At 66.5% G+C, this 20,207-nt stretch carries 14 protein-coding genes; 13 read left to right on the forward strand and 1 reads right to left on the reverse strand.

Annotation, left to right across the window (positions count from 1 at the left end):
• Nucleotides 1–17 precede the first annotated feature (17 nt).
• From QM693_RS00110 to QM693_RS00125, 4 genes are all read left to right on the forward strand, one after another.
• Entirely contained in the window at nucleotides 18–3,305 is a 3,288-nt protein-coding gene (locus tag QM693_RS00110) for a protein kinase domain-containing protein (RefSeq protein ID WP_283350965.1), read from the forward strand.
• A gap of 154 nt (nucleotides 3,306–3,459) precedes the next feature.
• Nucleotides 3,460–3,771 carry a hypothetical protein gene (locus QM693_RS00115; protein ID WP_283350966.1) on the forward strand — a complete coding sequence of 104 codons (312 nt, stop codon included), beginning with the start codon at nucleotides 3,460–3,462 and terminating at the stop codon, nucleotides 3,769–3,771.
• Between the two features lie 79 nt (nucleotides 3,772–3,850).
• Complete coding sequence (locus QM693_RS00120; RefSeq protein ID WP_280779413.1) at nucleotides 3,851–5,038, forward strand: epoxide hydrolase family protein; 1,188 nt, start codon at nucleotides 3,851–3,853, stop codon at nucleotides 5,036–5,038.
• A gap of 217 nt (nucleotides 5,039–5,255) precedes the next feature.
• Nucleotides 5,256–8,495, forward strand: coding sequence for a protein kinase domain-containing protein (locus QM693_RS00125; protein ID WP_283350967.1), 3,240 nt, complete (start codon nucleotides 5,256–5,258; stop codon nucleotides 8,493–8,495).
• A 49-nt stretch (nucleotides 8,496–8,544) separates the two neighbouring features.
• Here QM693_RS00125 and QM693_RS00130 read toward each other — a convergent pair whose 3' ends face one another.
• Nucleotides 8,545–9,459 carry a LysR family transcriptional regulator gene (locus QM693_RS00130; protein WP_280779415.1) on the reverse strand — a complete coding sequence of 305 codons (915 nt, stop codon included), beginning with the start codon at nucleotides 9,457–9,459 and terminating at the stop codon, nucleotides 8,545–8,547.
• Nucleotides 9,460–9,596: 137 nt separating this feature from the next.
• On the opposite strand from QM693_RS00130, the gene QM693_RS00135 reads away from it, so the two are divergent.
• Genes QM693_RS00135 through QM693_RS00175 form a run of 9 tightly spaced genes read left to right on the forward strand, consistent with a single transcriptional unit; the run spans nucleotide 9,597 to nucleotide 20,205 of the window.
• Nucleotides 9,597–10,796 carry an ATP-grasp domain-containing protein gene (locus tag QM693_RS00135; RefSeq protein ID WP_283350968.1) on the forward strand — a complete coding sequence of 400 codons (1,200 nt, stop codon included), beginning with the start codon at nucleotides 9,597–9,599 and terminating at the stop codon, nucleotides 10,794–10,796.
• On the forward strand, nucleotides 10,793–11,698 hold the full coding sequence (locus tag QM693_RS00140; protein WP_283350969.1) for a succinate--CoA ligase subunit alpha: 906 nt from the start codon (nucleotides 10,793–10,795) through the stop codon (nucleotides 11,696–11,698). Before QM693_RS00135 ends, QM693_RS00140 begins: the two co-directional genes overlap by 4 nt.
• Nucleotides 11,699–11,728: 30 nt before the next feature.
• Complete coding sequence (locus QM693_RS00145; RefSeq protein WP_283350970.1) at nucleotides 11,729–13,351, forward strand: acyl-CoA carboxylase subunit beta; 1,623 nt, start codon at nucleotides 11,729–11,731, stop codon at nucleotides 13,349–13,351.
• A gap of 40 nt (nucleotides 13,352–13,391) precedes the next feature.
• The gene (locus QM693_RS00150; RefSeq protein WP_280779419.1) at nucleotides 13,392–13,916 is read left to right on the forward strand and encodes an acetyl-CoA carboxylase biotin carboxyl carrier protein; all 525 of its coding nucleotides are present in this window, start codon (nucleotides 13,392–13,394) and stop codon (nucleotides 13,914–13,916) included.
• On the forward strand, nucleotides 13,913–15,316 hold the full coding sequence (accC, locus tag QM693_RS00155; RefSeq protein ID WP_283333229.1) for an acetyl-CoA carboxylase biotin carboxylase subunit: 1,404 nt from the start codon (nucleotides 13,913–13,915) through the stop codon (nucleotides 15,314–15,316). The genes QM693_RS00150 and accC overlap by 4 nt, the downstream gene beginning before the upstream one ends.
• Nucleotides 15,313–16,743, forward strand: a complete 1,431-nt coding sequence (locus QM693_RS00160; RefSeq protein ID WP_283350971.1) for a beta/alpha barrel domain-containing protein — start codon at nucleotides 15,313–15,315, stop codon at nucleotides 16,741–16,743. Before accC ends, QM693_RS00160 begins: the two co-directional genes overlap by 4 nt.
• Nucleotides 16,744–16,749: 6 nt before the next feature.
• Entirely contained in the window at nucleotides 16,750–18,246 is a 1,497-nt protein-coding gene (locus tag QM693_RS00165) for a pyruvate carboxylase (RefSeq protein WP_283350972.1), read from the forward strand.
• A complete protein-coding gene (locus QM693_RS00170; RefSeq protein ID WP_283333226.1) occupies nucleotides 18,239–18,664 on the forward strand; it encodes a Zn-ribbon domain-containing OB-fold protein in 426 nt (141 codons plus the stop codon). The genes QM693_RS00165 and QM693_RS00170 overlap by 8 nt, the downstream gene beginning before the upstream one ends.
• Nucleotides 18,661–20,205: a class I adenylate-forming enzyme family protein gene (locus QM693_RS00175; RefSeq protein WP_283333225.1), complete on the forward strand. Its 1,545-nt coding sequence runs from the start codon at nucleotides 18,661–18,663 to the stop codon at nucleotides 20,203–20,205. Before QM693_RS00170 ends, QM693_RS00175 begins: the two co-directional genes overlap by 4 nt.
• Nucleotides 20,206–20,207: the final 2 nt, after the last annotated feature.

Raw genomic sequence — 20,207 nt, forward strand, 5'->3', positions numbered from 1 at the left:
ACGAATCGGTCCGGTCGATGACCGACGACGATCCCTTCGCGACGCAACGCGACGCGTCGGGTTCGGTCACGGCCGATCTGGCGGCTGCCGGATTCGAGGACGCACAAGAGATCGGCCGCGGCGGTTTCGGTGTTGTCTACCGCTGCACCCAGGCGGCCCTCGACCGCACTGTGGCGGTCAAGGTCCTGACCGCCGACCTCGACGAGCAGAACCGGGAACGTTTCGTCCGCGAGCAACGCGCGGCGGGCCGGCTGACCGGGCACCCCAATGTCGTCAATGTCCTCCATGTGGGCGTCACCGACAACGGTCGGCCGTACATCGTCATGCCGTACCACGCCCAGGACTCACTCGACACGCGGATCCGCCGCCACGGACCGCTCCCGCTCGACGAAGCGCTGCGACTTGGGGTGAAAATGGCCGGTGCCCTCGAGACTGCCCACCGCCTCGGGATCCTGCACCGTGACGTCAAGCCCGGGAACATCCTGCTCACCGACTACGGTGAGCCGGCACTGTCGGATTTCGGCATAGCCCGGATCGCCGGCGGGTTCGAAACCACCGCCGGCGTCGTGACGGGTTCGCCGGCGTTCACTGCCCCCGAGGTGGTGACCGGTGAACCCCCGAGTGCTGCTGCCGACGTGTACGGCCTCGGTGCCACGTTGTTCGCTGCGATGACCGGTCACGCTGCCTTCGAACGCCGTAGCGGGGAGCAGGTGGTGGCCCAGTTCCTGAGGATTGCCGCCGAGCCTGGTCCGGACCCACGGAAGCACGGCATTCCCGAGGACGTCAGCACGATCATCGAACGTGCCATGTCCGGCACCTCGGAGGGCCGTCCCTCCGCCACGGAACTCGGTCAGCAACTCCGAGCATCTCAACGTCTCCATGGTTTTCCCGTCGACGAGATGGCACTGCATGCCGAAGCGGGAGCCGTGCAGCCGAAGGAGGACGTGATGGTGCCGCCGCCTCACCAACTCGTCTCCCATGCACACGAATTCTTCCGCGAAGTGACAAGTTTCGTCGGACGCCGCAATGAAGTAGCCGCAGTGAAGGCGCGTCTGTCGGATTCCCGGATAGTGACCCTCACCGGATTTGGTGGGGTAGGGAAAACCCGGCTGGCGTGCCGCGTCGCCTCGGAAGTGCGCAGAACCTACACCGGCGGCGTCTGGTTTGTGGATCTCGCCGCGATCTCCACTCCAGACCTTGTCGTCAGTGCGATTACCGAGGCGCTCGACATTCGCGACGGAATGAATGCGGACGGTAGTCACTACCTGTTCGAATTCCTCGGTGGAAGACATGCACTCATCGTCCTGGACAACTGCGAGCACTTGATCGAGGCGAGCGGAAGCGTCGCCGCCGAGATTGTTCGGCGGTCGGACCGTGTGGAGATCCTGGCAACCAGTCGGGAACCTCTCGGTGTGCTGGGTGAGACCGTGTTCGAGGTACCCCCCATGCCGGTCCCCGACGAAGCTCAGCTCGCCGACGGGCAGAACGCCAAGAGCTTTCATTCCGAGGCGGTCGATCTTTTCGAGCAACGCGCTGCCTCCGTCGTCCCCGGATACACCCTCGACGACGAGAGCCGCCTGGAGGTTGCCCGCCTGTGCCAGCGGCTGGACGGCATCCCTCTGGCGATCGAACTCGCAGCGGTCCGGATCAGGTCCCTACCCCTCGACCGCGTCCTGTCGCGCGAGGGCGCACTCTTCGAAATTCTGACGCGGGGAAACCGTGGCGGACCGGTACGGCATCAAACGCTGCGTGGCGCCATCGATTGGAGCTTCAATCTGTGCTCGCCGGAGGAACAAGTCCTGTGGGCACGGCTGTCCGTCTTCGCGGGCGGATTCGATTTCGACGCGGTCGAGAGCGTGTGCACCGATCCGGACATCGTTCCGGACGCGTTTGACCTGATCTCCAGTCTTGTCGAAAAGTCGGTCATTTCCACCGTTCAATCCGGATCCACAGTTCGATACAAACTATTGGAAAGTATCAGGGACTACGCGGCCGAGAAACTTGCCGAGCACGGCGACGAGAATGCGTGGCGCAGAAGACATCGAGACTACTTCCTGCGTTTGGCCGAACACAGCGAGAGCCAGTCACTGGGGTCAGGCCAGCTGGTATGGAACCGTCGTTTGCGGCACGAGCGGGCGAATCTGCGGGCGGCGCTGGAGTACTGCCTGTCTACCCCCGGCGAGGCCCGAACCGGTCTTCGGATGGCGGGTGCGTTGTGGTTCTTCTGGAACGCGAGTGGCCTGCTGCGCGACGGGCGGTACTGGCTGACCCGAGCCTTGGAGGCAGACCGGGAGCCGAGCAGCGAGAGGGCGAAAGCGCTCTGGGTGATCGCGTGGAACGCCATGGTTCAGGGCGACAACCCGACCTCCAAACAGTATTTGCTGGAATGCAGCGCCGTCGCGGAAGCGATCGGTGATCGAACCGCCCAGGCGTTTGCAGTTCAGTTCCGGGGTGCGGCGGAGATGCTCGGAAACGGAAATCTCGACGTCGCACTGGAGTACCTCACTGCCGGCATGGCACTTCACGCCGAGTCAGGGGAGGTCAATTCCCTGACACTGCTGGGCGGCGCTCAGCTCGCTTTAGTGCACTGCCTGTCCGGAAACCTGGAACAATCCCTTGCCTGGGCGGACGACACCATCGCCTCAGGTCGGTCGCTGAAGGAGCACTTCTCGACGTCATGGGCGCTGTGGGCCCGCGGACTTGCCCTGTGGACCCAGCGCAAGTACCCGCAAGCCTCGGACTCGTTGAAAGAAGCGCTCGAGCTGAAGCAGTCATTGAGTGACTGGTTGGGCGTGAGTACATGCACCGAGATTCTGGCGTGGATCGCGATCGAGGAAGCAAACCCTGTCCGATCCGCCCGCCTGCTCGGTATCGGGCGCACACTGTGCGGCGAGATGGGGAGCGCTCCACTCTTCGGAAACGACACGTTGGTCCGCACGCGGACTCGTTACGAACAACGCGCCCGTCAGCTGCTGGGTGACTCTGCGTTCGAGAAAGAATCCCGGGCCGGTGAGCGTCTCGAGCACCTCGCGTCGATTGAATTCGCGTTGCAAAAGCGCACGTCCCAGCCCGCAGCGGCGGCCACTCCTGCAGCGAAGGTGAAACTCACACCTCGTGAGAAAGAAGTGGGAAAGCTGGTGGCCGAGGGACTGACGAACAAGGAGATCGCGGAAAGGTTGGTTATCTCGCCCCGTACCGCAGAAGGACATGTAGATCGCATCCTCACGAAGACTGGGTATCGATCCCGCGCGCAGCTTGCCGCCTGGATCGCCCGCGACGAGAGCATCGAGTCCCGAAATCCGTAGTTCGGGCAGTGCCCCCGCTGCGTTGGGTGCGGACCCGGGCTGAACTCATCGAGGGCCTCGCTGGTCCCCACGGATACCTGCGTAGGAAATGCGGGTAGTGAAGCACGTAGATCTTCGCCGTCCCACTCGCCGCGCAATTGCGAGTCTTATCGGCATGAACAGCACACACCAACACCACACCAGGACACACACCACCAGCACCTCCTGGAAGCGGTTCGCCACCGTCGGAGTCGCCGCCGCCGCACTCGCCGTCATCCCCGCCGGCGTCGCGGCCGCATCCACCAGCACACCGGTGCCCAGCCCCCTCGCCGCCGTCGCCGGCCACGACATCCCCCGCGATCACGACAACACCATGCCGCAGCAGCGCCGGCACGACCGTCAACGCGACCAGAGGCGGGACCGCCGCGCCGAAATCACCATCGGCAACGAGATCCTCGACGGCTGGGAAAGCAGCACCCCGAGGTAGACGGTCGCACCGTCGAATGCAGGTGCCAATCCAACGAAAACCGTTCTCGACCAACAACCGACACAGCAAGGAAACCTACATGTCTTTCACCACCGACGTCACCATCCGGCCGTTCACAGTCCAGTTCCCCGACTCCGAACTCGAGGCACTGCGTGAGCGCATCGAGACCACCCGCTGGCCCGAAACGGAGACCGTCGCAGATCAGTCGCAGGGCACACCGCTCGCGACGAGCAAGGCACTGGCGCAGTACTGGGCCTCGGAATACGACTGGCGCAAGGTTGAGGCGAAGCTGAATGCTCTGCCGCAGTACATCACTGAGATCGACGGGTTGGACATCCATTTCATTCACGTCCGCTCGAAGCACGAGGATGCGTTGCCGCTCATCGTCACACATGGGTGGCCCGGTTCGATCGTCGAGCAGCTGAAGATCATCGACCCCCTCACCAATCCCACCGCCCATGGTGGTGACGCGTCGGATGCTTTCCATCTGGTGATTCCGTCGATGCCCGGCTACGGCTTCTCGGGCAAGCCCACGACGACCGGCTGGGGCCCCGACCGCATCGCACGTGCCTGGGTGGAGCTGATGAAGCGCCTCGGGTACAACCGGTACGTGGCACAGGGCGGGGACTGGGGTGCGATCGTGACTGAGGCGATGGCGGTGCAGGCGCCGCCGGAGCTGCTCGGCATTCACACCAACATGGCCAAGGTGGTTCCACCCGAGATCGACCAGGCGCTCCTCACCGGGCATCCCGTGCCCGCCGATCTGTCCGACGACGAACAGGCTGCGTGCGACCAGCTGGCATTCTTCTATCAGCACATCGGCTACGCCGTGGAGATGGGATCGCGGCCGGAGACACTGATCGGATTGGCGGATTCGCCCGTCGGTCTGGCCGCCTTCATGATCGACCACGACCCGGCGAGTTTGGCGCTGATCTCGCGGGTCTTCGCGGGACAGCCCGAAGGCCTGACGCGAGACGATGTACTCGACAACATCACCCTGTTCTGGCTGACGAACACGGCGTTGTCAGCGGCTCGTCTCTACTGGGAGAACAAGGCCCCGTTCTTCGCCGCCGGTAGCGTCTCCATCCCGGTTGCCGTGAGCGTCTTTCCCGACGAGCTCTATCAGGCACCGCGCAGTTGGGCAGAGAAGGCCTACCCCAACCTCATCCACTTCAACAAGCTCGACAAGGGCGGGCACTTCGCCGCCTGGGAGCAGCCCCAGCATTTGGTAAACGAGCTCCGCGTGGGCTTGCGGTCGCTTCGATAACGACCATGACGTGCGCGCCAGCGCACGAGCTGAGAGCGACCGGGTGGCTCATTCCGAGCCACCCGGTTCGCCTTCGGCCGTCCAGCCAACCCCGTGTTCACCATTCTCATCGACTTCGCAGCGGTGCGGCGCGGCGATATCCTGGGGTACATCGTCGAGAGGTGAGCAGTGTGGCATTCGTCGGCAGTGCCTCGAGCGGGATGAATCGATGTAGTCGATGACGGACGTCGATCCGTTCGCGACGCAACGCGACGTGTCCGGTTCGGTCACGGCGGAGTTGGCGGCGGCCGGATTCGAGGATGCCCAGGAGATCGGCCGCGGCGGTTTCGGCGTCGTGTACCGGTGCACGCAGGCTGCGCTCGACCGCACCGTGGCGGTGAAGGTCCTCACCGCAGACCTCGACGAGGAGAACCGGGCACGGTTCCTGCGTGAGCAGCGTGCGGCCGGCCGGCTGACCGGTCACCCCAATATCGTCACTGTTCTCCACGCCGGTGTCACCGGCAACGGCCGGCCCTTCATCGTGATGCCGTACCACGCTGAGGGGTCGCTCGACGAGCGGATCCGGCGTCACGGACCGCTCCCGCTGGACGAAGCGTTGCGACTCGGGGTGAAGATGGCCGGCGCGCTGGCGGCCGCGCACCGCCTCGGGATCCTGCACCGCGACGTCAAGCCCGGGAACATCCTGATCACCGACTACGGCGAGCCTGCGCTGACGGATTTCGGCATCGCCCACATCGCCGGCGGGTTCGAAACCACGGCCGGCGTCGTGACGGGTTCGCCGGCGTTCACCGCCCCCGAGGTGGTCGCCGGTGAGTCCCCGAGTCCGGCCGCCGATGTGTACGGCCTCGGCGCCACCCTGTTCGCTGCTTTCACGGGTCATGCGGCGTTCGAACGGCGAAGCGGTGAGCAATTGGTGGCACAGTTCCTGAGGATCACGTCCGAGCCGGTTCCGAACCCGCGCGAACACGGCATTTCCGAGGGGGTCAGCGCTGTCATCGAACGTGCCATGTCCTCCGAGGCCGGCGCTCGCCCCTCCGCTGTGGAACTGGGTCGGCAACTGCGCGAGTCCCAACTGCATCACGGCTTCCCGGTCGACGAGATGGCAATGCACACCGAACCGGCCGCGGTGCAGGGCGGAGCGTCAGTCCGGCCGTCGTGGTCACCGGCGGATTCGGGCCGAACGGGTGGACTTCCGCTGGAGCTGACCAGTTTCGTCGACCGCCGCACGGAGCTGGCCGAGGCGACGAACTTGTTGTCGACGTCGCGGCTGGTGACGTTGACCGGAATCGGCGGGGTGGGAAAGACCCGGCTTGCTCTACGCGCAGCCGCCAAGGCGCAACGAAACTTCTCCGACGGTGTGACGCTGGTGGAACTGGCTGAGTTGCTGGATGATTCGCTGTTGTCGGGGGTCGTGGCGGCCGCACTGGGGTTGCGCGACCAGTCTGCCCGACCCTCACACGAGGTGCTCGTCGAGTTCCTTGCCCCGCGTGAAGTGTTGCTCGTGCTGGACAACTGCGAGCAGGTGGTGGCCGCGGCCGCGAAACTTGCCGAGATCCTGCTCCGCGTGTGCCCTCGGCTGCGTATTCTCGCGACGAGTCGCGAACCGCTCGGAATCGGCGGGGAAACAGCGCTTCTGATTCCCCCGCTGCCCGTCCCTGATCCCGACCACCTGCCGAAAGGACTGCCCCGCAACGATGCGGTCACTCTCTTCGCGGAACGCGGCGCCGCCGTAGTCCCGGGATTCGAGCTGACCGAGGAGAACAAGGTCACCATCGCCCGAATCTGTCAGCGGCTCGACGGGCTGCCGCTACCGATCGAACTGGCGGCGGCCCGGCTTCGCGCGATGACGCCCGACCAGATCCTGCAGCGCCTCACCGACCGCTACCTGCTGCTCACTCGCGGCAGCAGGGACGCGCCCTCGCGGCAGCAGACGTTGCGGATGTGCATCGACTGGAGCTATGACCTGTGCACCCCTGCGGAACAACGGATGTGGGCGCAGCTCTCGGTGTTCGCGGGCAGTTTCGAACTCGAGGCCGCGGAACAGGTCTGCGATGGTGACGACGTAGACGACCTCCTCGACACCGTGACGTTCCTCGTCGACAAGTCGATCCTGACGAGAGAAGAGTCGGGTTCCGCGGTGCGGTTCCGAATGCTCGAGACCGTCCGCGCCTACGGACGGGAAAAGGCGCAGGAGAACGGCGACTACATCGCGCTTCGCCGTCGGCACCGCGACTGGTGTGAGCGGCTGGCGGTCGAGGCGGAAACCGAATGGATCAGCTCCCGGCAGCTCGCGTTGATCTCCAGACTGGGTCGGGAACAACCGAATATCCGCGAGGCGCTGGATTTCTGCGTGTCCGACAGTCCCGCAACGGGACTGCGGATCGCTGCCGCACTGTACCCGTTCTGGCTGTCCCGGGGATTGCTCAGCGAGGGTCGGCGATGGCTCGGTCGCCTCCTGGCTCGACAACCGGCCGAGCCTACCGGCGATCGGGTCAAGGCGCTCTACGCCGCCAGTGTGCTGGCCGGAGTGCAGGGCGACATTCCCGTGTCGGACACGCTGGCGGAGGAAGCGCAGGCGGTCGCCGCTCAGACAACCGACCCGCTGGTGCGTGCGCACGCCGACCACACGGTCGGATACGCGGCACTGTTCGCGGGGCGCCTCCCCGACGCCCGCGCACACCTCGAGAAGGCCGTCCGAGGGTTCACGGCACGCAACGACCTTTACGAGGTGGCTGCAGTCGTCGGCCTCGGCATGACGCATGACCTCGTGAACGACACGGAACGAGCCATCGAATGCCATGAGCGCGTCCTCGCGATCACCGAGGCGCAGGGCGAATCGGTGTATCGGTCGTATTCGCTGTGGGCGCTGGCCGTCGCGGTGTGGCGGCTCGGGGAGAGAGCACGAGCGGTCCAGCTCCTCGGGCAGGCGCTCCGAGTCGAGCGTCGGGTGAACGATCGACTCAATGCCAGTGTGTGTCTGCAGGCACTCGCATGGATAGCCGCCGAGGAACAGGACATGGAACGCGCGGTCGTATTGCTGGGCGCCGCAGACGAGTTCACCCGGTCGGTGGGCAGTTCGACGGTGTTGGTGCCCGGCCTGAGCGTGTACCAGGACGAGTGCGAATGCCGGACCCGAGAGGCGATGAGTGAGCAGGCCTTCACCGCGGCCCGCAGAAGGGGCACGGCACTCGGTTTCGACGCAGCCGTCGCCTACGCGCTGGGCGAGCAGATTTCGCCCTCTCCGACGTCCGCCGGTCCGTCGCCTGCACCGACGAAGCGGGAGCGTGAGGTTGCCACCCTCATCGCCGAGGGGCTGACCAACAAGGAGATCGCCGCGCGGTTGGTGATCTCGCCCCGCACCGCACAGGGGCACGTGGAACATCTCCTGACGAAGCTGGGATTCAATTCACGTGCGCAGATCGCGGCGTGGGTCGTGGAATCGCAGGGCGAAGGGTGAGATCAGGGCGAGAAGCGACTGCATGATCCCCTGGCGATGGCGCGATCAGTTACCTGGTGATCGGATGGTCGCGTGACCAGTCCGCGCTGACCTCGCGTAAAGCCTGGATGAGTTTGCGCACGGCCGGTGCCGGCTGAGTGTCCGCCCGCCTGATCATGCAGACGGTCAACTGAGGCGGATTCCATTCCGTTGCCGGAGTGACAACTTCGTCGGCGCAGTGGTCGCGGAGCGTGTGCCGGGGCAGCATTGCGATGCCCACCCGGGCCGCGACCATGAGCAGGCTCGTGTGCGGGTTCGTCGTCTCGTAGACGATGTCCTGTGCCGGCGGTGCGAACGCGGTGTCCACCAACTCCCGTAGGGCGAAACCGTGCGCGGACACCACCCAGGACTGGCCGGCGAGGTCCTGAATTCCCACTGTCGACTTGCCGGCCAGAGGATGTCGCCGGGACACGCACAGCACGACCTCGTCGGAGATCAGATCGGTTGCGGTGAGGCTGGCGTCGGAGGCCGGGTCGTTGGCCCTCACGACGAGTCCGAGGTCGAGTTCGCCGTTCGTCACGCTGTCGCGCACACCCTGGGAGCCCGATTCCCACACCGAGAAGCGCACGTTGGGGAACGAGTTCCGGTAGAGGGGAACCACTCTCGGTAGCAGTATCTGGCTGGCCGTGGTGACGGCACCCAGGCGCACGCTGCCGCTGCGCAGTCCGTTGATCAGCCCCGCCTCCTCGCGGAGCGCGCGATCGGCCTGCAACACCTGCCGAATGTGCGGTAGCAGAATGCGGGCCTCCGCGCTGGGGAGAACCCCGTTGGCGCGGCGGATCAAGAGGACGACATTGAGGTCCTCCTCGAGGCGCCGGATCTGCTGGCTGAGGGTCGGCTGCCCGATGCCCACCTCCTGAGCGGCCTTGCGCAGCGAACCGAGGCGGATCGCGGCCTCCAGATAGCGCATCTGCTCCGACCTCATGCCGCGACCCTAGACCCGAGTGATCGATGATGGCAATCACCCTGGTCGCCTGCGCTCACTTCCGTGAATCAGTTACCCGGATCACACTGGGAAACGAATCGAGAGGCCCGGGGAGGGCCCCAAACGAAGGAGACGCGATGCCCCGCGCCACTGAGAGCGCCGCAATGCCATGGCTGCGCAGGGTCGGCCTTGCGACGCCCGAGTTGGTCGTCGTGACGCATGAGCACGAACTTCTGCCGGGCGGGCCGGCGTTCGGCCCGCCGTGGGTCGTGAAGCCGGACATCGCCGGCAGCGGCAAGGGCCTCGCCGGCCTCGTGCACATCTGCAGGTCCCGGGACGAGCTGTCCTCCGCCGTCACCGCAACTCTTCGGAGCGGTGCGCCTGCGGTGGTGGAGGAATTCGTCGAGGGCGAGGAGTGCTACCTCTCCATCGCCCTGGACGAGACGACTCGTGGTGCTGTCGTGCGCGCCGCCGCCACCGGTGGAGTCGGATTCGATGCGCACCAGGCGGCTGCCGTGACGGTTGGCCTGGCGGAAGGCCCCGACGACCACGCGGTCGCCGGCCTGCTCGACCGGGCCGCCGTGTCGGACCCTCGGTTGCGCAGTGCGATCGGTGATGCGCTGCAGGTTCTCTGGACCGCCTTCTGCAGTGCGGAGGCCGTCCTCGTCGAGGTCAACCCGTTCCGCTGGGACGGTCAGCGACTGGTCGCCGTCGGTGTGGCGGTCGAATTCGACCCCCACGGTCATCCCGACGCACAGGCACTCCGTCCGTCGGCACTGGTGGATGCCGACCCCGTCGTGGACCGCGCACCCACCCCACGCGAACTGGCAGTCCGCGAGGCCGACGCCGCCGAACCGAACAGGGCGGGCATCAAGTTCTTCGAGTTGGACGGCGACGTCGCCTGCATGATCACCGGCGGCGGTGCGGGGCTTCTCGCCCTGGACTACCTGACCGACCTCGGTATCCGTCCCGCCTGCTACCTCGACGCGTCGCCGGGTGCCGGTAGCGCGAAGCTGCAGACGCTGTTCAGTTCGGCGCTCTCCGTCCCCGGGCTTCGCGGGGTGCTGTTCGGCGGCGCCGTGCTGAGTCTCGCCGATGCCCGCGACGTGGCGGTCGAGTTCGCTGCTGCCGCGGATCGGGCCGGATTCGACTCCACACGGGTGCCGACCGTCGTCCGGCTGGCCGGCCCACACGAAGCGGAGGCGCACGCCGTCCTCCGTCGGCGTCTGCCCGGGGCTCTCGTCCTGGATCGCGCGGCCTCACTCGAAGACGCATGCGACCTACTGCTGACCGCGATGGAGCAGTCGCCGCAGGAACTGGAAGGACTCGTCCGATGATTCGTGAGCTTCTCGAAGCCCGTTCAGGTCTTCTCGTGCAGGGCATCACGGGCAGGCAGGGGCAGCTGGAAACGCGGTGGATGCTCGATTCCGGTGTCGACGTGGCCGCCGGTGTCACCCCCGGCAAGGGGGGTTCCGCGGTGCTCGGCGTGCCGGTCTTCGACACCGTCGCCGAGGCCGTGGCGGCGACAGACTCCCGGTTCGCGATGAGCTACGCGCCGCCGCACGCCGCCGCGGATGCGGTCGTCGAAGCCGCACAGGCGGGCGTCGAACTGATCGTGGTCAGCTCGGAGAACATCCCGCAGCATCGCTGGCTCCGGGCACTCGCGGTCGCGCGAGAGCACCACTGCCACGTCATCGGCCCGAACTCGCAAGGTGTCGTCGTCCCCGGCGTGGGCCGAATCGGCTGCCCCGGCGGTAACGAACCGTGGAAGCGATTCGCGCCCGGCTCGGTGGGCATCGTCTCCCGCAGCGGCGGCATGGCCTCCGAACTGGCGATGCTGATGCGCAACTGGGGATGGGGAACCAGCGTTCAGATGTCCATCGGCGGCACGCCCGCGGTCGGGACGACCCTCACCGAAGGGGTCGAACTCGCTGCGAGTGACCCGAACACCCGCGCTGTGGTGGTGTTCGGCGAACCGTCCGGCGGCCAGGAAATCGACCTGGCAGTCGCGGTGGCAGACGGACGAATCGACGTGCCGGTCATCGCGATGGTGGCCGGGCGTGCCGCAGATTCCCTCCCGACGACGCTGCCGTTCGGGCACGCGCCGCGCAGCGCCGACGGAGCCACCGTGCAGGAGAAGTGTGCAGCGCTCGCCGATGCAGGCGTCCTCGTGGCCCGCTCCACCCACCACGTGCGCGCCCACCTCGCGGACGTACTGCCGGCCGCTGCGCTTCGCTGACCGCCATCCCAGACAGAAGGAAATCTCGTCATGACCCAGATCGAATCCGGAGCGGCGGCCCCGGTCCTGACCGTCGGCACCAGCGCAGCGGACAGCACCGGCCGGCCGTGGTTCGAAGCGGAGATCGCCAAGCGCCGTGAGTTCGCTCTGGCGATGGGCGGCCCGGACAAGATCGAGCGCCAACACGCGCGCGGCCGACTGACGGCGCGCGAACGCATCGAACGGCTCGTCGACGAAGGATCGTGGCGCGAGATCGGCATGATGACCGGATCGGCCCGCTACGACGAACGCGGGCAGCTGATCTCGGTCGAACCGTCGAATGTCGTGTGCGGGCAGGCGAAGATCGACGGTCGGGACGTCATCGTCGTCGCCGAGGACTTCACCGTCCGAGGGGGATCGTCGGAGGCGACCAACCCCGAAAAATGGCAGTACGTAGAGCGTTTGGCGTTGACGTACCGGTGGCCGGTGATCCGGCTGGTCGAGACCGCCGGCGGGAGCGTCAACCTCCTCGAGCAGATGTCCGCCACCAAGATTCCGGGATACCCGCACTGGCCGATGGTGGAGTTGCTGGCCACAGTTCCCGTCGTCGGCGTCGCGCTCGGCGCGGCCGCAGGCCTCGGCGCGGTCCGGGTGTGCGCGAGTCACCTGTCGATCATGACCGCCGAGGGTTCCTACCTGTTCGCGGGTGGACCGGCAGTCGTGAAGAAGGCGGTGGGCGAAGACGTCACCAACGCCGAGCTCGGCGGCGCGGGTGTGCATGCGCGTGCATCGGGTGTCGTCGACAACGAGGCGGCCGACGAGTTCGAGGCACTCGACGACGTCGTCCGATTCCTGTCGTACCTTCCGTCGAGCGTTCACGAGCTCCCTCCGGTGAGGGCCTGCGCCGATCCGGTGGATCGTCGTGACGAGGCCCTGTCCACGACGATCCCGGAAATCAAGCAGTATTCGTACGACATGCGCACGCTGCTGGCCTCGGTCTTCGACGACGGTAGCCTGTTCGAGATCGGACGGTATTTCGGACAGTCTCAGATCACGATGCTCGCCCGTCTCGACGGTCACACCGTGGCGGTCCTCGCGAACGATCCCAGGTGGCTCGGCGGATCGTTGACCGTCGATTCCGCGGAGAAGATCACCAGGTTCGTCGACATGGCCGACACGTTCCACCTGCCGGTGGTGAACCTGATCGACCAGCCCGGGACGTTTGTCGGCCGCGACGCCGAGCAGAAGGGCACCCTCCGCAAGGGCATCAGGACGGCCATGGCCCTCGAGCAGGCTCGCGTCCCCTGGCTCTCGCTGTTCGTGCGTCGGGCCTACGGGCTGGCAGGCGCCGCCTACGGGCCGATAGGTGGTGGCAGCATCAACCGACGCCTCGCCTGGCCGACGGCGCACTGGGGATCGATCCCCATCGAGGGCGGCGTCGAGGCCGCCTACCGGCGCACCCTGGCCGAAAGTGATGACCCGGACGCGCTCCGTGCCGAACTCTACGCGCGGTTCCAACCCGTGGAGAACCCGTTCCGAACTGCGGAAAGGTTCGGAATCCAGGACGTCATCGACCCCCGCGACACCCGTCCGATGCTGTGCGAATGGGTACGTCAGGCCTACCGAATCCTGCCCGCACAGCTCGGCACGACCGCACGCACCATGCGGGCCTGACCGACACCTCATCGCGAACGCCACTTACGAGGAGCAGACCATGAATCTCCAACACGCAGACGTCCGACGCATCCTTGAACTACTCGACACCGCAGAGCATCTCGATTCGCTGGACCTCCGGATCGGCGACGTCGTCCTGCAGGCGCGTAAACCGGGCGCCGCGCCGACGAGTGCGCTGCCGGTCGAAGCCCTGGCGCCGACGACCGCCCCCGCCACCCCGGCCCCCGCCCCGGCCGTGACGCCGCCGCCCGCGCCGGCCGCCTCGGTCACCGTGAGCAGCCCGGCACTCGCCGAAGTCCCGGATCGGATGATCGCCATCCGGGCACCCATGCCGGGCACGTTCTACCGCACGCCGGCACCGACTCAGCCGCCGTTCGTGGAAGAGGGTCAGCAGATCGAGGCATCCGCGACACTCTGCCTGATCGAGGTGATGAAAATGTTCAACTCGGTCCCGACGCCGACAGCGGGCCGCGTTCATTCGATCCTCGTCGAGCACGGTCAGGCCGTCGAGCACGAGCAGATCCTGATGATCGTCGATCCCACCGACGCGGAGGCCGCAGCATGACCGACGACATCCCAGTCGTTCGGCACGACATCCGGAGAGTGTTCGTCGCCAATCGCGGCGAGATCGCGGTCCGCATCATCCGGGCGTGCCGTCACCTCGGCGTCGAGACCGTGGTCGGGGTTTCCGACGCGGACGTCGACAGCCTGGCCGCGCGGATGGCCGACGAGGTCGTAGTCCTCGGTCCGCCGCAGCCGACCCACAGCTACCTCCGCGCGGACCTGCTGATCCGGGCGGCGAAGCGGACCCGTTGCGACGCGGTCCATCCCGGCTACGGATTCCTGTCCGAACGAGCGTCGTTCGCCCGTGCCTGCCGCGACGCCGGCCTGATCTTCATCGGCCCGACACCCGAGTCGATCGACAGCATGGGCGACAAGATCACGGCGGTGGGCCTGGCATCGGAGGCCGGGGTTCCCTGCGTGCCCGGCTCGGGGGCAGTGTCCGATCCGGACGAGGCTCTGGCGATTGCCACGGAGATCGGGTTTCCGGTGCTGATCAAGGCGACCGCGGGCGGCGGGGGCCGCGGCATGCGGGTCGTGGGGTCGGCGGCGGAACTCCCGGAACTGTTCAGGTCCGCGTCGTCGGAAGCCCAATCGGCCTTCGGCGATCCCACCCTGTACGTCGAGAAGTTCATCGAACGCGCACGGCACATCGAGATCCAGGTCATCGGTGATCAGTTCGGCAACGTCGTCCACCTCGGTGAGCGAGAGTGTTCGACGCAGCGGCGGCATCAGAAGCTGATCGAGGAGGCGCCCTCGCCTGTACTCGGGGAGAGCGAACGGGAAGCGATGGGCGAGAGCGCGGTCCGCCTCGCCCGGAACGTGGACTACGTCGGTGCGGGCACCGTCGAGTTCGTGGTCGACGACCGCGACAACAGCTACTACTTCCTGGAAATGAACACCCGCATCCAGGTCGAGCATCCCGTCACCGAAATGATCAGCGGGCGCGATCTGGTGGCCGAACAGATTCGTATCGCGTCCGGGCTACCGTTGTCCTTCACACAGGACGAGGTGATCCTGGACGGTCATGCGATCGAGTGCCGCATCAACGCCGAAGACCCCGATCGCGGCTTCTTCCCCAGTCCGGGGTTGGTCGAGGAGTGGGGACCACCGAGCGGGCCGGGCGTTCGGGTCGACACCCACTGCTACTCGGGATACACGGTCTCGCCGTACTACGACTCACTTCTCGCGAAGATCATCGTGCACGCCCCCACCCGAGCCGAGGCGATTCAGAAGATGAGCACCGCCCTGTCCGAGTTGACGGTCACCGGTCCGACGACCACCGCCACGTTCCACCACTCGGTGCTCGCTCACCCCGACTTCGCCGCGGGAGCGGTCACCACCAGATGGGTCGAGGACACCTTCCTTCGCCAGTCCCTCACCGAGGCGGGAGCATCGGCATGAGCAACCATCAGATCACCTTCACCGACACCAGCCTGACCGACGGCCAGGCCGCGGTATGGGCGGGTGCATTGGACAATCGGATGGTCCTCGCACCCGCCGCCGCGCTGTCGTCCAGCGGCCTCGCTGCGGTCGAGGTGCTGAGCCCGGCGGTGCTGGACGAATGCCTGGCCCGCGACGAACACCCGCTGCAGCGGGTGGAACTCGCCCATCGGCACTACGGCCCCGTTCCGTTGCGGGCCACCGTCAACCTGCTGACCGGGCATGGGCGGCCGGGTGCCGACGTCCTCGGACCCACGGCGATCGACGGCTGGCTGACGGCACTGGCAGCTGCGGGCCTGCGGCAGGTGGTCCTGCTGGATCCGTTGCTGGACCTGGTCCGCCTCAAGGCCGCTCTGGAATCTGCCACCACGGCGGGGCTGACCGCCATTGCCGCGCTTCCTTATACAGCCGATGACGGAGTGTCCGACGAAACCTATGCGGAGCGCGCCGCATCGCTCATCGCTGCCGGCGCCCACCGGGTGATGCTGCGAGACGAGAGCGGAGTCCTGACACCGGACCGGGCGCGCACCCTCGTCCCGGCACTGGTGTCGGCGCTCGGTGACACTCCCCTCGACCTGCACACCCGGTGCCACACCGCACTCGGAACCGTCGTCGCCCTCGAGGCCGGCCGGCTCGGCGTCCGCGGCATCGACACCGCACTGCCGTCGGTCGCCAACGGCGCCTCCCTTCCGTCGCTGCCGTCGTTGATCCGCGTCCTGCGACGCGACGACGTTCAGGGTCTGCCCGACCTGGACGCTCTGCTGTCCGCCGATGCGATCCTCGCCGGGATCGCCGATCAGGAAGGCTTGCCCGCGGCAACCCCGTGGCCATTCGATCTGGCGACGTACGTCCATCAGCTGCCGGGTGAGGTGGCGGCCGACGTGCGAAGCGCTCTGCGTGAGCGTGGACGGTGGGCCGACCTGCACGAGTTTGCCGCCGAATGCGCGGCCGTGCGCCGTGAGATGGGCTCGCCGCCGATGGTGCCCCCCTTCGCCCGGGCGATCGCCGAGCAGGCGATGTGCCACTTCGGTGGGGAGCAGAGGTACGAGACCCTCCGGCCGGTTCTGCGCAGGTTGCTGCAGGGCGTGTACGGCACGGTGAACGGTGACCAACGCGTCGACCTCCAGGCGCGGGTCGGCTCGGTACTGACGTCCGAATGTGACTCCCCGACAATCGAAGCAGATCTCGCTGCCGATGAGGACGTTCTGCTCGCGTGGATAGCGGGAGTCACGGTCGCGACCGTCCCGCGGAGAGTGGACGTGCAGCCCTACGAAGCATTGACACCCTACGAAAGCCTCACCCGTGGATTGCTCGAGCGGGCCGGTCGCTACGCCACGCTGACCGTGTCCGCGCCCGGTCTCCGCATCCATCTGCAACAGGAAGGGTGAATCACCGTGCTCACCAACCTTCGTCACCTCGTCGAGGCCGAATTCGCCCGGACGGGTCGGCGCCGGACGATCGCCCTCACCGACGGCACGCTCCGGGACGCGCACCAGTGCCTGTGGGCGACCCGGATGCGCACCGAACACATGCTGCCCATCTCGAGCAGGATCGCCGACGCGGGATTCGGTGCCGTCGAGGCCATCGCTATGGTCGGCTTCGACGCGGGAGTTCTGTTCCTGAATCAGGACCCGTTCGAACGGGTGCGGCTGCTCGCTGACCGGATCTCGACGGCTCCGCTACGTGCGGCGGTCCGCAGCAACCTGCTCCACGGCTTCTACCCGCAGCCGGACGACATCAACGAGCTGTTCGTCGAGCGGATGTTCGTCAACGGGATCCGTGACTTCGCGGTCCTCGACTCCCTGCATTCGTGGGACAACGTGGCACCCGGTATCCGCATCGCGAAGCGGCTCGGCGCGAAGGTCACGATTGCTCTCGTGTTCAACCTCGCACCGGGTTACGACGACGATTTCTACGTCCGGCAGGCACGGGAGGTCATCGACCGGTTCGGCGTGGACACGATTTCTCTTGCCGACGCGGGTGGCAGCCTGACCGTCGAACGCACCCGGACGCTGGTACCGGCGCTGCGGGCGGCGATCGGCGAGACCCGGTTGGAGCTGAACACGCACTGTTTGACCGGGATGGGTCCGCAGGTCGCGCTCGAAGCGGCCGTGTACGGAGCGGATCAAATCCTGACCGCCGTCGATCCGCTGGCCAACGGCAACTCGTTGCCGTCGGCTCAGATGATGGCCCGGGATCTGCGTGCACTGGGGTTCGATGTCGACGTCGACGACCGATCACTCGACGAGGTCGGCGACTACCTGGGCAAGCTCGCCGCGCAACTGGACTACCCCGTCGGAGTCCCCGCGGAGTACGACCCCGCCAATTACCAGACGCAGTACGCCGGTGGCGCCATGACGAACCTCGAGGCTCAGCTGAAGGCCGCAGGAATTTCCGACAGACTGCCGGCGGTGATCGAGGAGATCGGCCGGGTCCGTGAGGAATTGGGTTCCCCGGTCATGGCTACGCCGTTCCCCGCCATCGTCGCCGCCCAGGCCGTCATGAATGTCCTGAACCCCGAGCGCTACGCCGTGGTTCCGGACGAGGTGAAGAAGTACGTGTGCGGATACTTCGGTGCGTTGCCGCTGCCCGTCGACGACAACGTCAAGGATCTCGTGATGAACAACGGGTCGTGCGACATCTCCGAGACACCGCCACAACTCGACCCGATCCTGCCGGAACTGCGCAGACGGTACGGCCACCTGTCGCCGGACGAGATGATCCTGCGGTACATGTACGGCGACCAGAAGATCGACGCACTCGTCCCGGTCGAGGACACCTTCTCCGTCCAGCAGTCGATCGTGGAGCTGGTGGCCGGACTCGGTCGGATGCGGAGCAAGCACACCGTGCGCCTGGTGGCTCCCGGCCTCGAACTGCGGGCCAATGGCTGACACCCCGGTACGGCCGGAACCCCGGCCCACCGCCGAGACCGAGGCGTACTGGGATGCGGCCCGGGAGGAACGCCTGGTGGTCCAACGGTGCGAGCAGTGCGGGCGTCATCAGTTCTACCCCCGCGCCTTCTGCACGGTCTGCCTCTCCGAGAACCTCGAATGGGTGGACTCGGCGGGAGCGGGAACCATCTACACCTTCACGATCTGCCGGGTTCCCGCCAATCCGTCGATGGCCGACAAGGTTCCCTATGCCGTGGCCGTCATCGAACTCGACGAGGGTGTGCGCTTGCTGACCAACATCGTGGACTGCCCGATCGATCGCATCCGCGTCGGTGCCCGCGTCGAAGTGCGCTTCGAACGGATCAGCGCCGAGACGATCCTTCCCCAATTCACTCTGACAGAGGTGGACGACCGATGATCACCGACTACTTCGACACGGGTGCTGCCCGGTACCCGGACCGAACGTTTCTGCAGTCCGACACACTGCGGCTCAGCTACCGGGACGTCGTCGTCGCGTCGCACGCGATCGCGCACGGACTGACCCGGGAAGGGCTGGCGAGCAGCAGGATCGGAATTCTGTCCCCCAACCATCCCGACGGCTTCGTCGCGATGCTCGGGATCCTGCGCGCGGGCGCCACCTATGTGCCACTCAACGCCCGCGACCAGATCGAGGACCTGATCTGGTTCATGCGATTCACGGAGATGTCGGCGCTGGTGTACCACGAGCAGTACCTCCCCCACATCGACCGGATCCGGTCCGAAGTACCCACGCTCACCTCCTGCATCGCGTTCGGCGAGCACTCTGCGGCAGGGCTCAGCACCGAGGCCTGGAAGCGGGAGCACAGCGGACAGACCTGCAACACTCGACGAGGCCTCGACGACATTGCGCTGATCAAGTCCTCCGGCGGCACCACCGGCCGCCCGAAGGCCATCATGCAGAGCCACCGCTGTCTGCTCGCCGCCTACCGGATCGCCAACCAGTTCACCGCACCCGCGAAGGATCCGGTGCATCTGGTGGTTGCGCCGCTGACCCACGCTGCGGGAGCAACGGCAATGGGGCTCTCGGCCTTCGGTACCCGCAATGTGATCGCGCCGTCGACCGATCCCGCCACCGTGCTCGAACTGATCGAACGCGAGCACGTCACGCACCTGTTCCTACCGCCGACGATGATCTACCGGATCCTGGCGCATCCCGACGCCCACACACGTGACTGTTCCTCCCTCGAGTACGTCATCTACGGCGCCGCACCCATGTCCGTCGACAAACTCGAAGAAGGACTGAGGCTGTGGGGTCAGGTCTTCGTCCAGTTCTACGGTCAGTCCGAGGCACCGGGCGTGATCACGTGCCTGTCTCGGCAGGATCACTACCTCCGCGACGATCCCGCGGGTGTGAAGCACCTCGCGTCGGCAGGCCGGCCGACCGGGGCCTGTGAGGTGGCGCTGATGGATGAGGGCGGCAACGTCGTCCCGGCCGGTGAGCGCGGGGAGATCGTCGTCCGAGGTGAGCTGGTCTGTCCCGGGTACCTCGACAATCCCGAGGCCAACGCCGAAGCCCACCGCTTCGGCTGGCACCACACAGGAGACATCGGGGTCTTCGACGAGAGCGGATACCTCTATGTCGTCGACCGGACGAAAGACGTGGTGATCTCGGGTGGTTTCAACATCTACCCCAGCGAGATCGAACAGCTGATCTGGTCGCATCCCGCCGTTCAGGATTGTGCGGTGGTCGGCGTGCCCGACGAGGACTGGGGTGAGCGGCTCACCGCGGTGATCGAACTGAAGTCGGAGTCCGAGGCGACCGCCGAGAACATAATCGAGATGTGCCGCAACCGGTTCGGCAGCATGAAGACCCCCAAGCAGGTCGAGTTCTGGGAGTCGCTGCCGCGCAGCGCGGTCGGCAAGGTCCTCAAGAAGGACGTCCGCGCCAAGATCATCGCCGCACACCTGCGGGCGGACTGAGA

The organism is Rhodococcus sp. IEGM 1305 (assembly GCF_030058635.1).
GTDB classification, from domain to species: Bacteria; Actinomycetota; Actinomycetes; order Mycobacteriales; family Mycobacteriaceae; genus Rhodococcus_F; species Rhodococcus_F opacus_D.

Excerpts from the sequence above, each read along its gene's own strand:
- QM693_RS00120 (WP_280779413.1), top strand. The coding sequence starts at position 3,851 with ATGTCTTTCACCACCGACGTCACCATCCGGCCGTTCACAGTCCAGTTC.
- QM693_RS00135 (WP_283350968.1), top strand. The coding sequence starts at position 9,597 with ATGCCCCGCGCCACTGAGAGCGCCGCAATGCCATGGCTGCGCAGGGTC.
- QM693_RS00145 (WP_283350970.1), top strand. The coding sequence starts at position 11,729 with ATGACCCAGATCGAATCCGGAGCGGCGGCCCCGGTCCTGACCGTCGGC.
- QM693_RS00140 (WP_283350969.1), top strand. The coding sequence starts at position 10,793 with ATGATTCGTGAGCTTCTCGAAGCCCGTTCAGGTCTTCTCGTGCAGGGC.
- QM693_RS00175 (WP_283333225.1), top strand. The coding sequence starts at position 18,661 with ATGATCACCGACTACTTCGACACGGGTGCTGCCCGGTACCCGGACCGA.
- QM693_RS00160 (WP_283350971.1), top strand. The coding sequence starts at position 15,313 with ATGAGCAACCATCAGATCACCTTCACCGACACCAGCCTGACCGACGGC.
- accC (WP_283333229.1), top strand. The coding sequence starts at position 13,913 with ATGACCGACGACATCCCAGTCGTTCGGCACGACATCCGGAGAGTGTTC.
- QM693_RS00170 (WP_283333226.1), top strand. The coding sequence starts at position 18,239 with ATGGCTGACACCCCGGTACGGCCGGAACCCCGGCCCACCGCCGAGACC.
- QM693_RS00125 (WP_283350967.1), top strand. The coding sequence starts at position 5,256 with ATGACGGACGTCGATCCGTTCGCGACGCAACGCGACGTGTCCGGTTCG.
- QM693_RS00110 (WP_283350965.1), top strand. The coding sequence starts at position 18 with ATGACCGACGACGATCCCTTCGCGACGCAACGCGACGCGTCGGGTTCG.
- QM693_RS00130 (WP_280779415.1), bottom strand. The coding sequence starts at position 9,459 with ATGAGGTCGGAGCAGATGCGCTATCTGGAGGCCGCGATCCGCCTCGGT.
- QM693_RS00115 (WP_283350966.1), top strand. The coding sequence starts at position 3,460 with ATGAACAGCACACACCAACACCACACCAGGACACACACCACCAGCACC.
- QM693_RS00150 (WP_280779419.1), top strand. The coding sequence starts at position 13,392 with ATGAATCTCCAACACGCAGACGTCCGACGCATCCTTGAACTACTCGAC.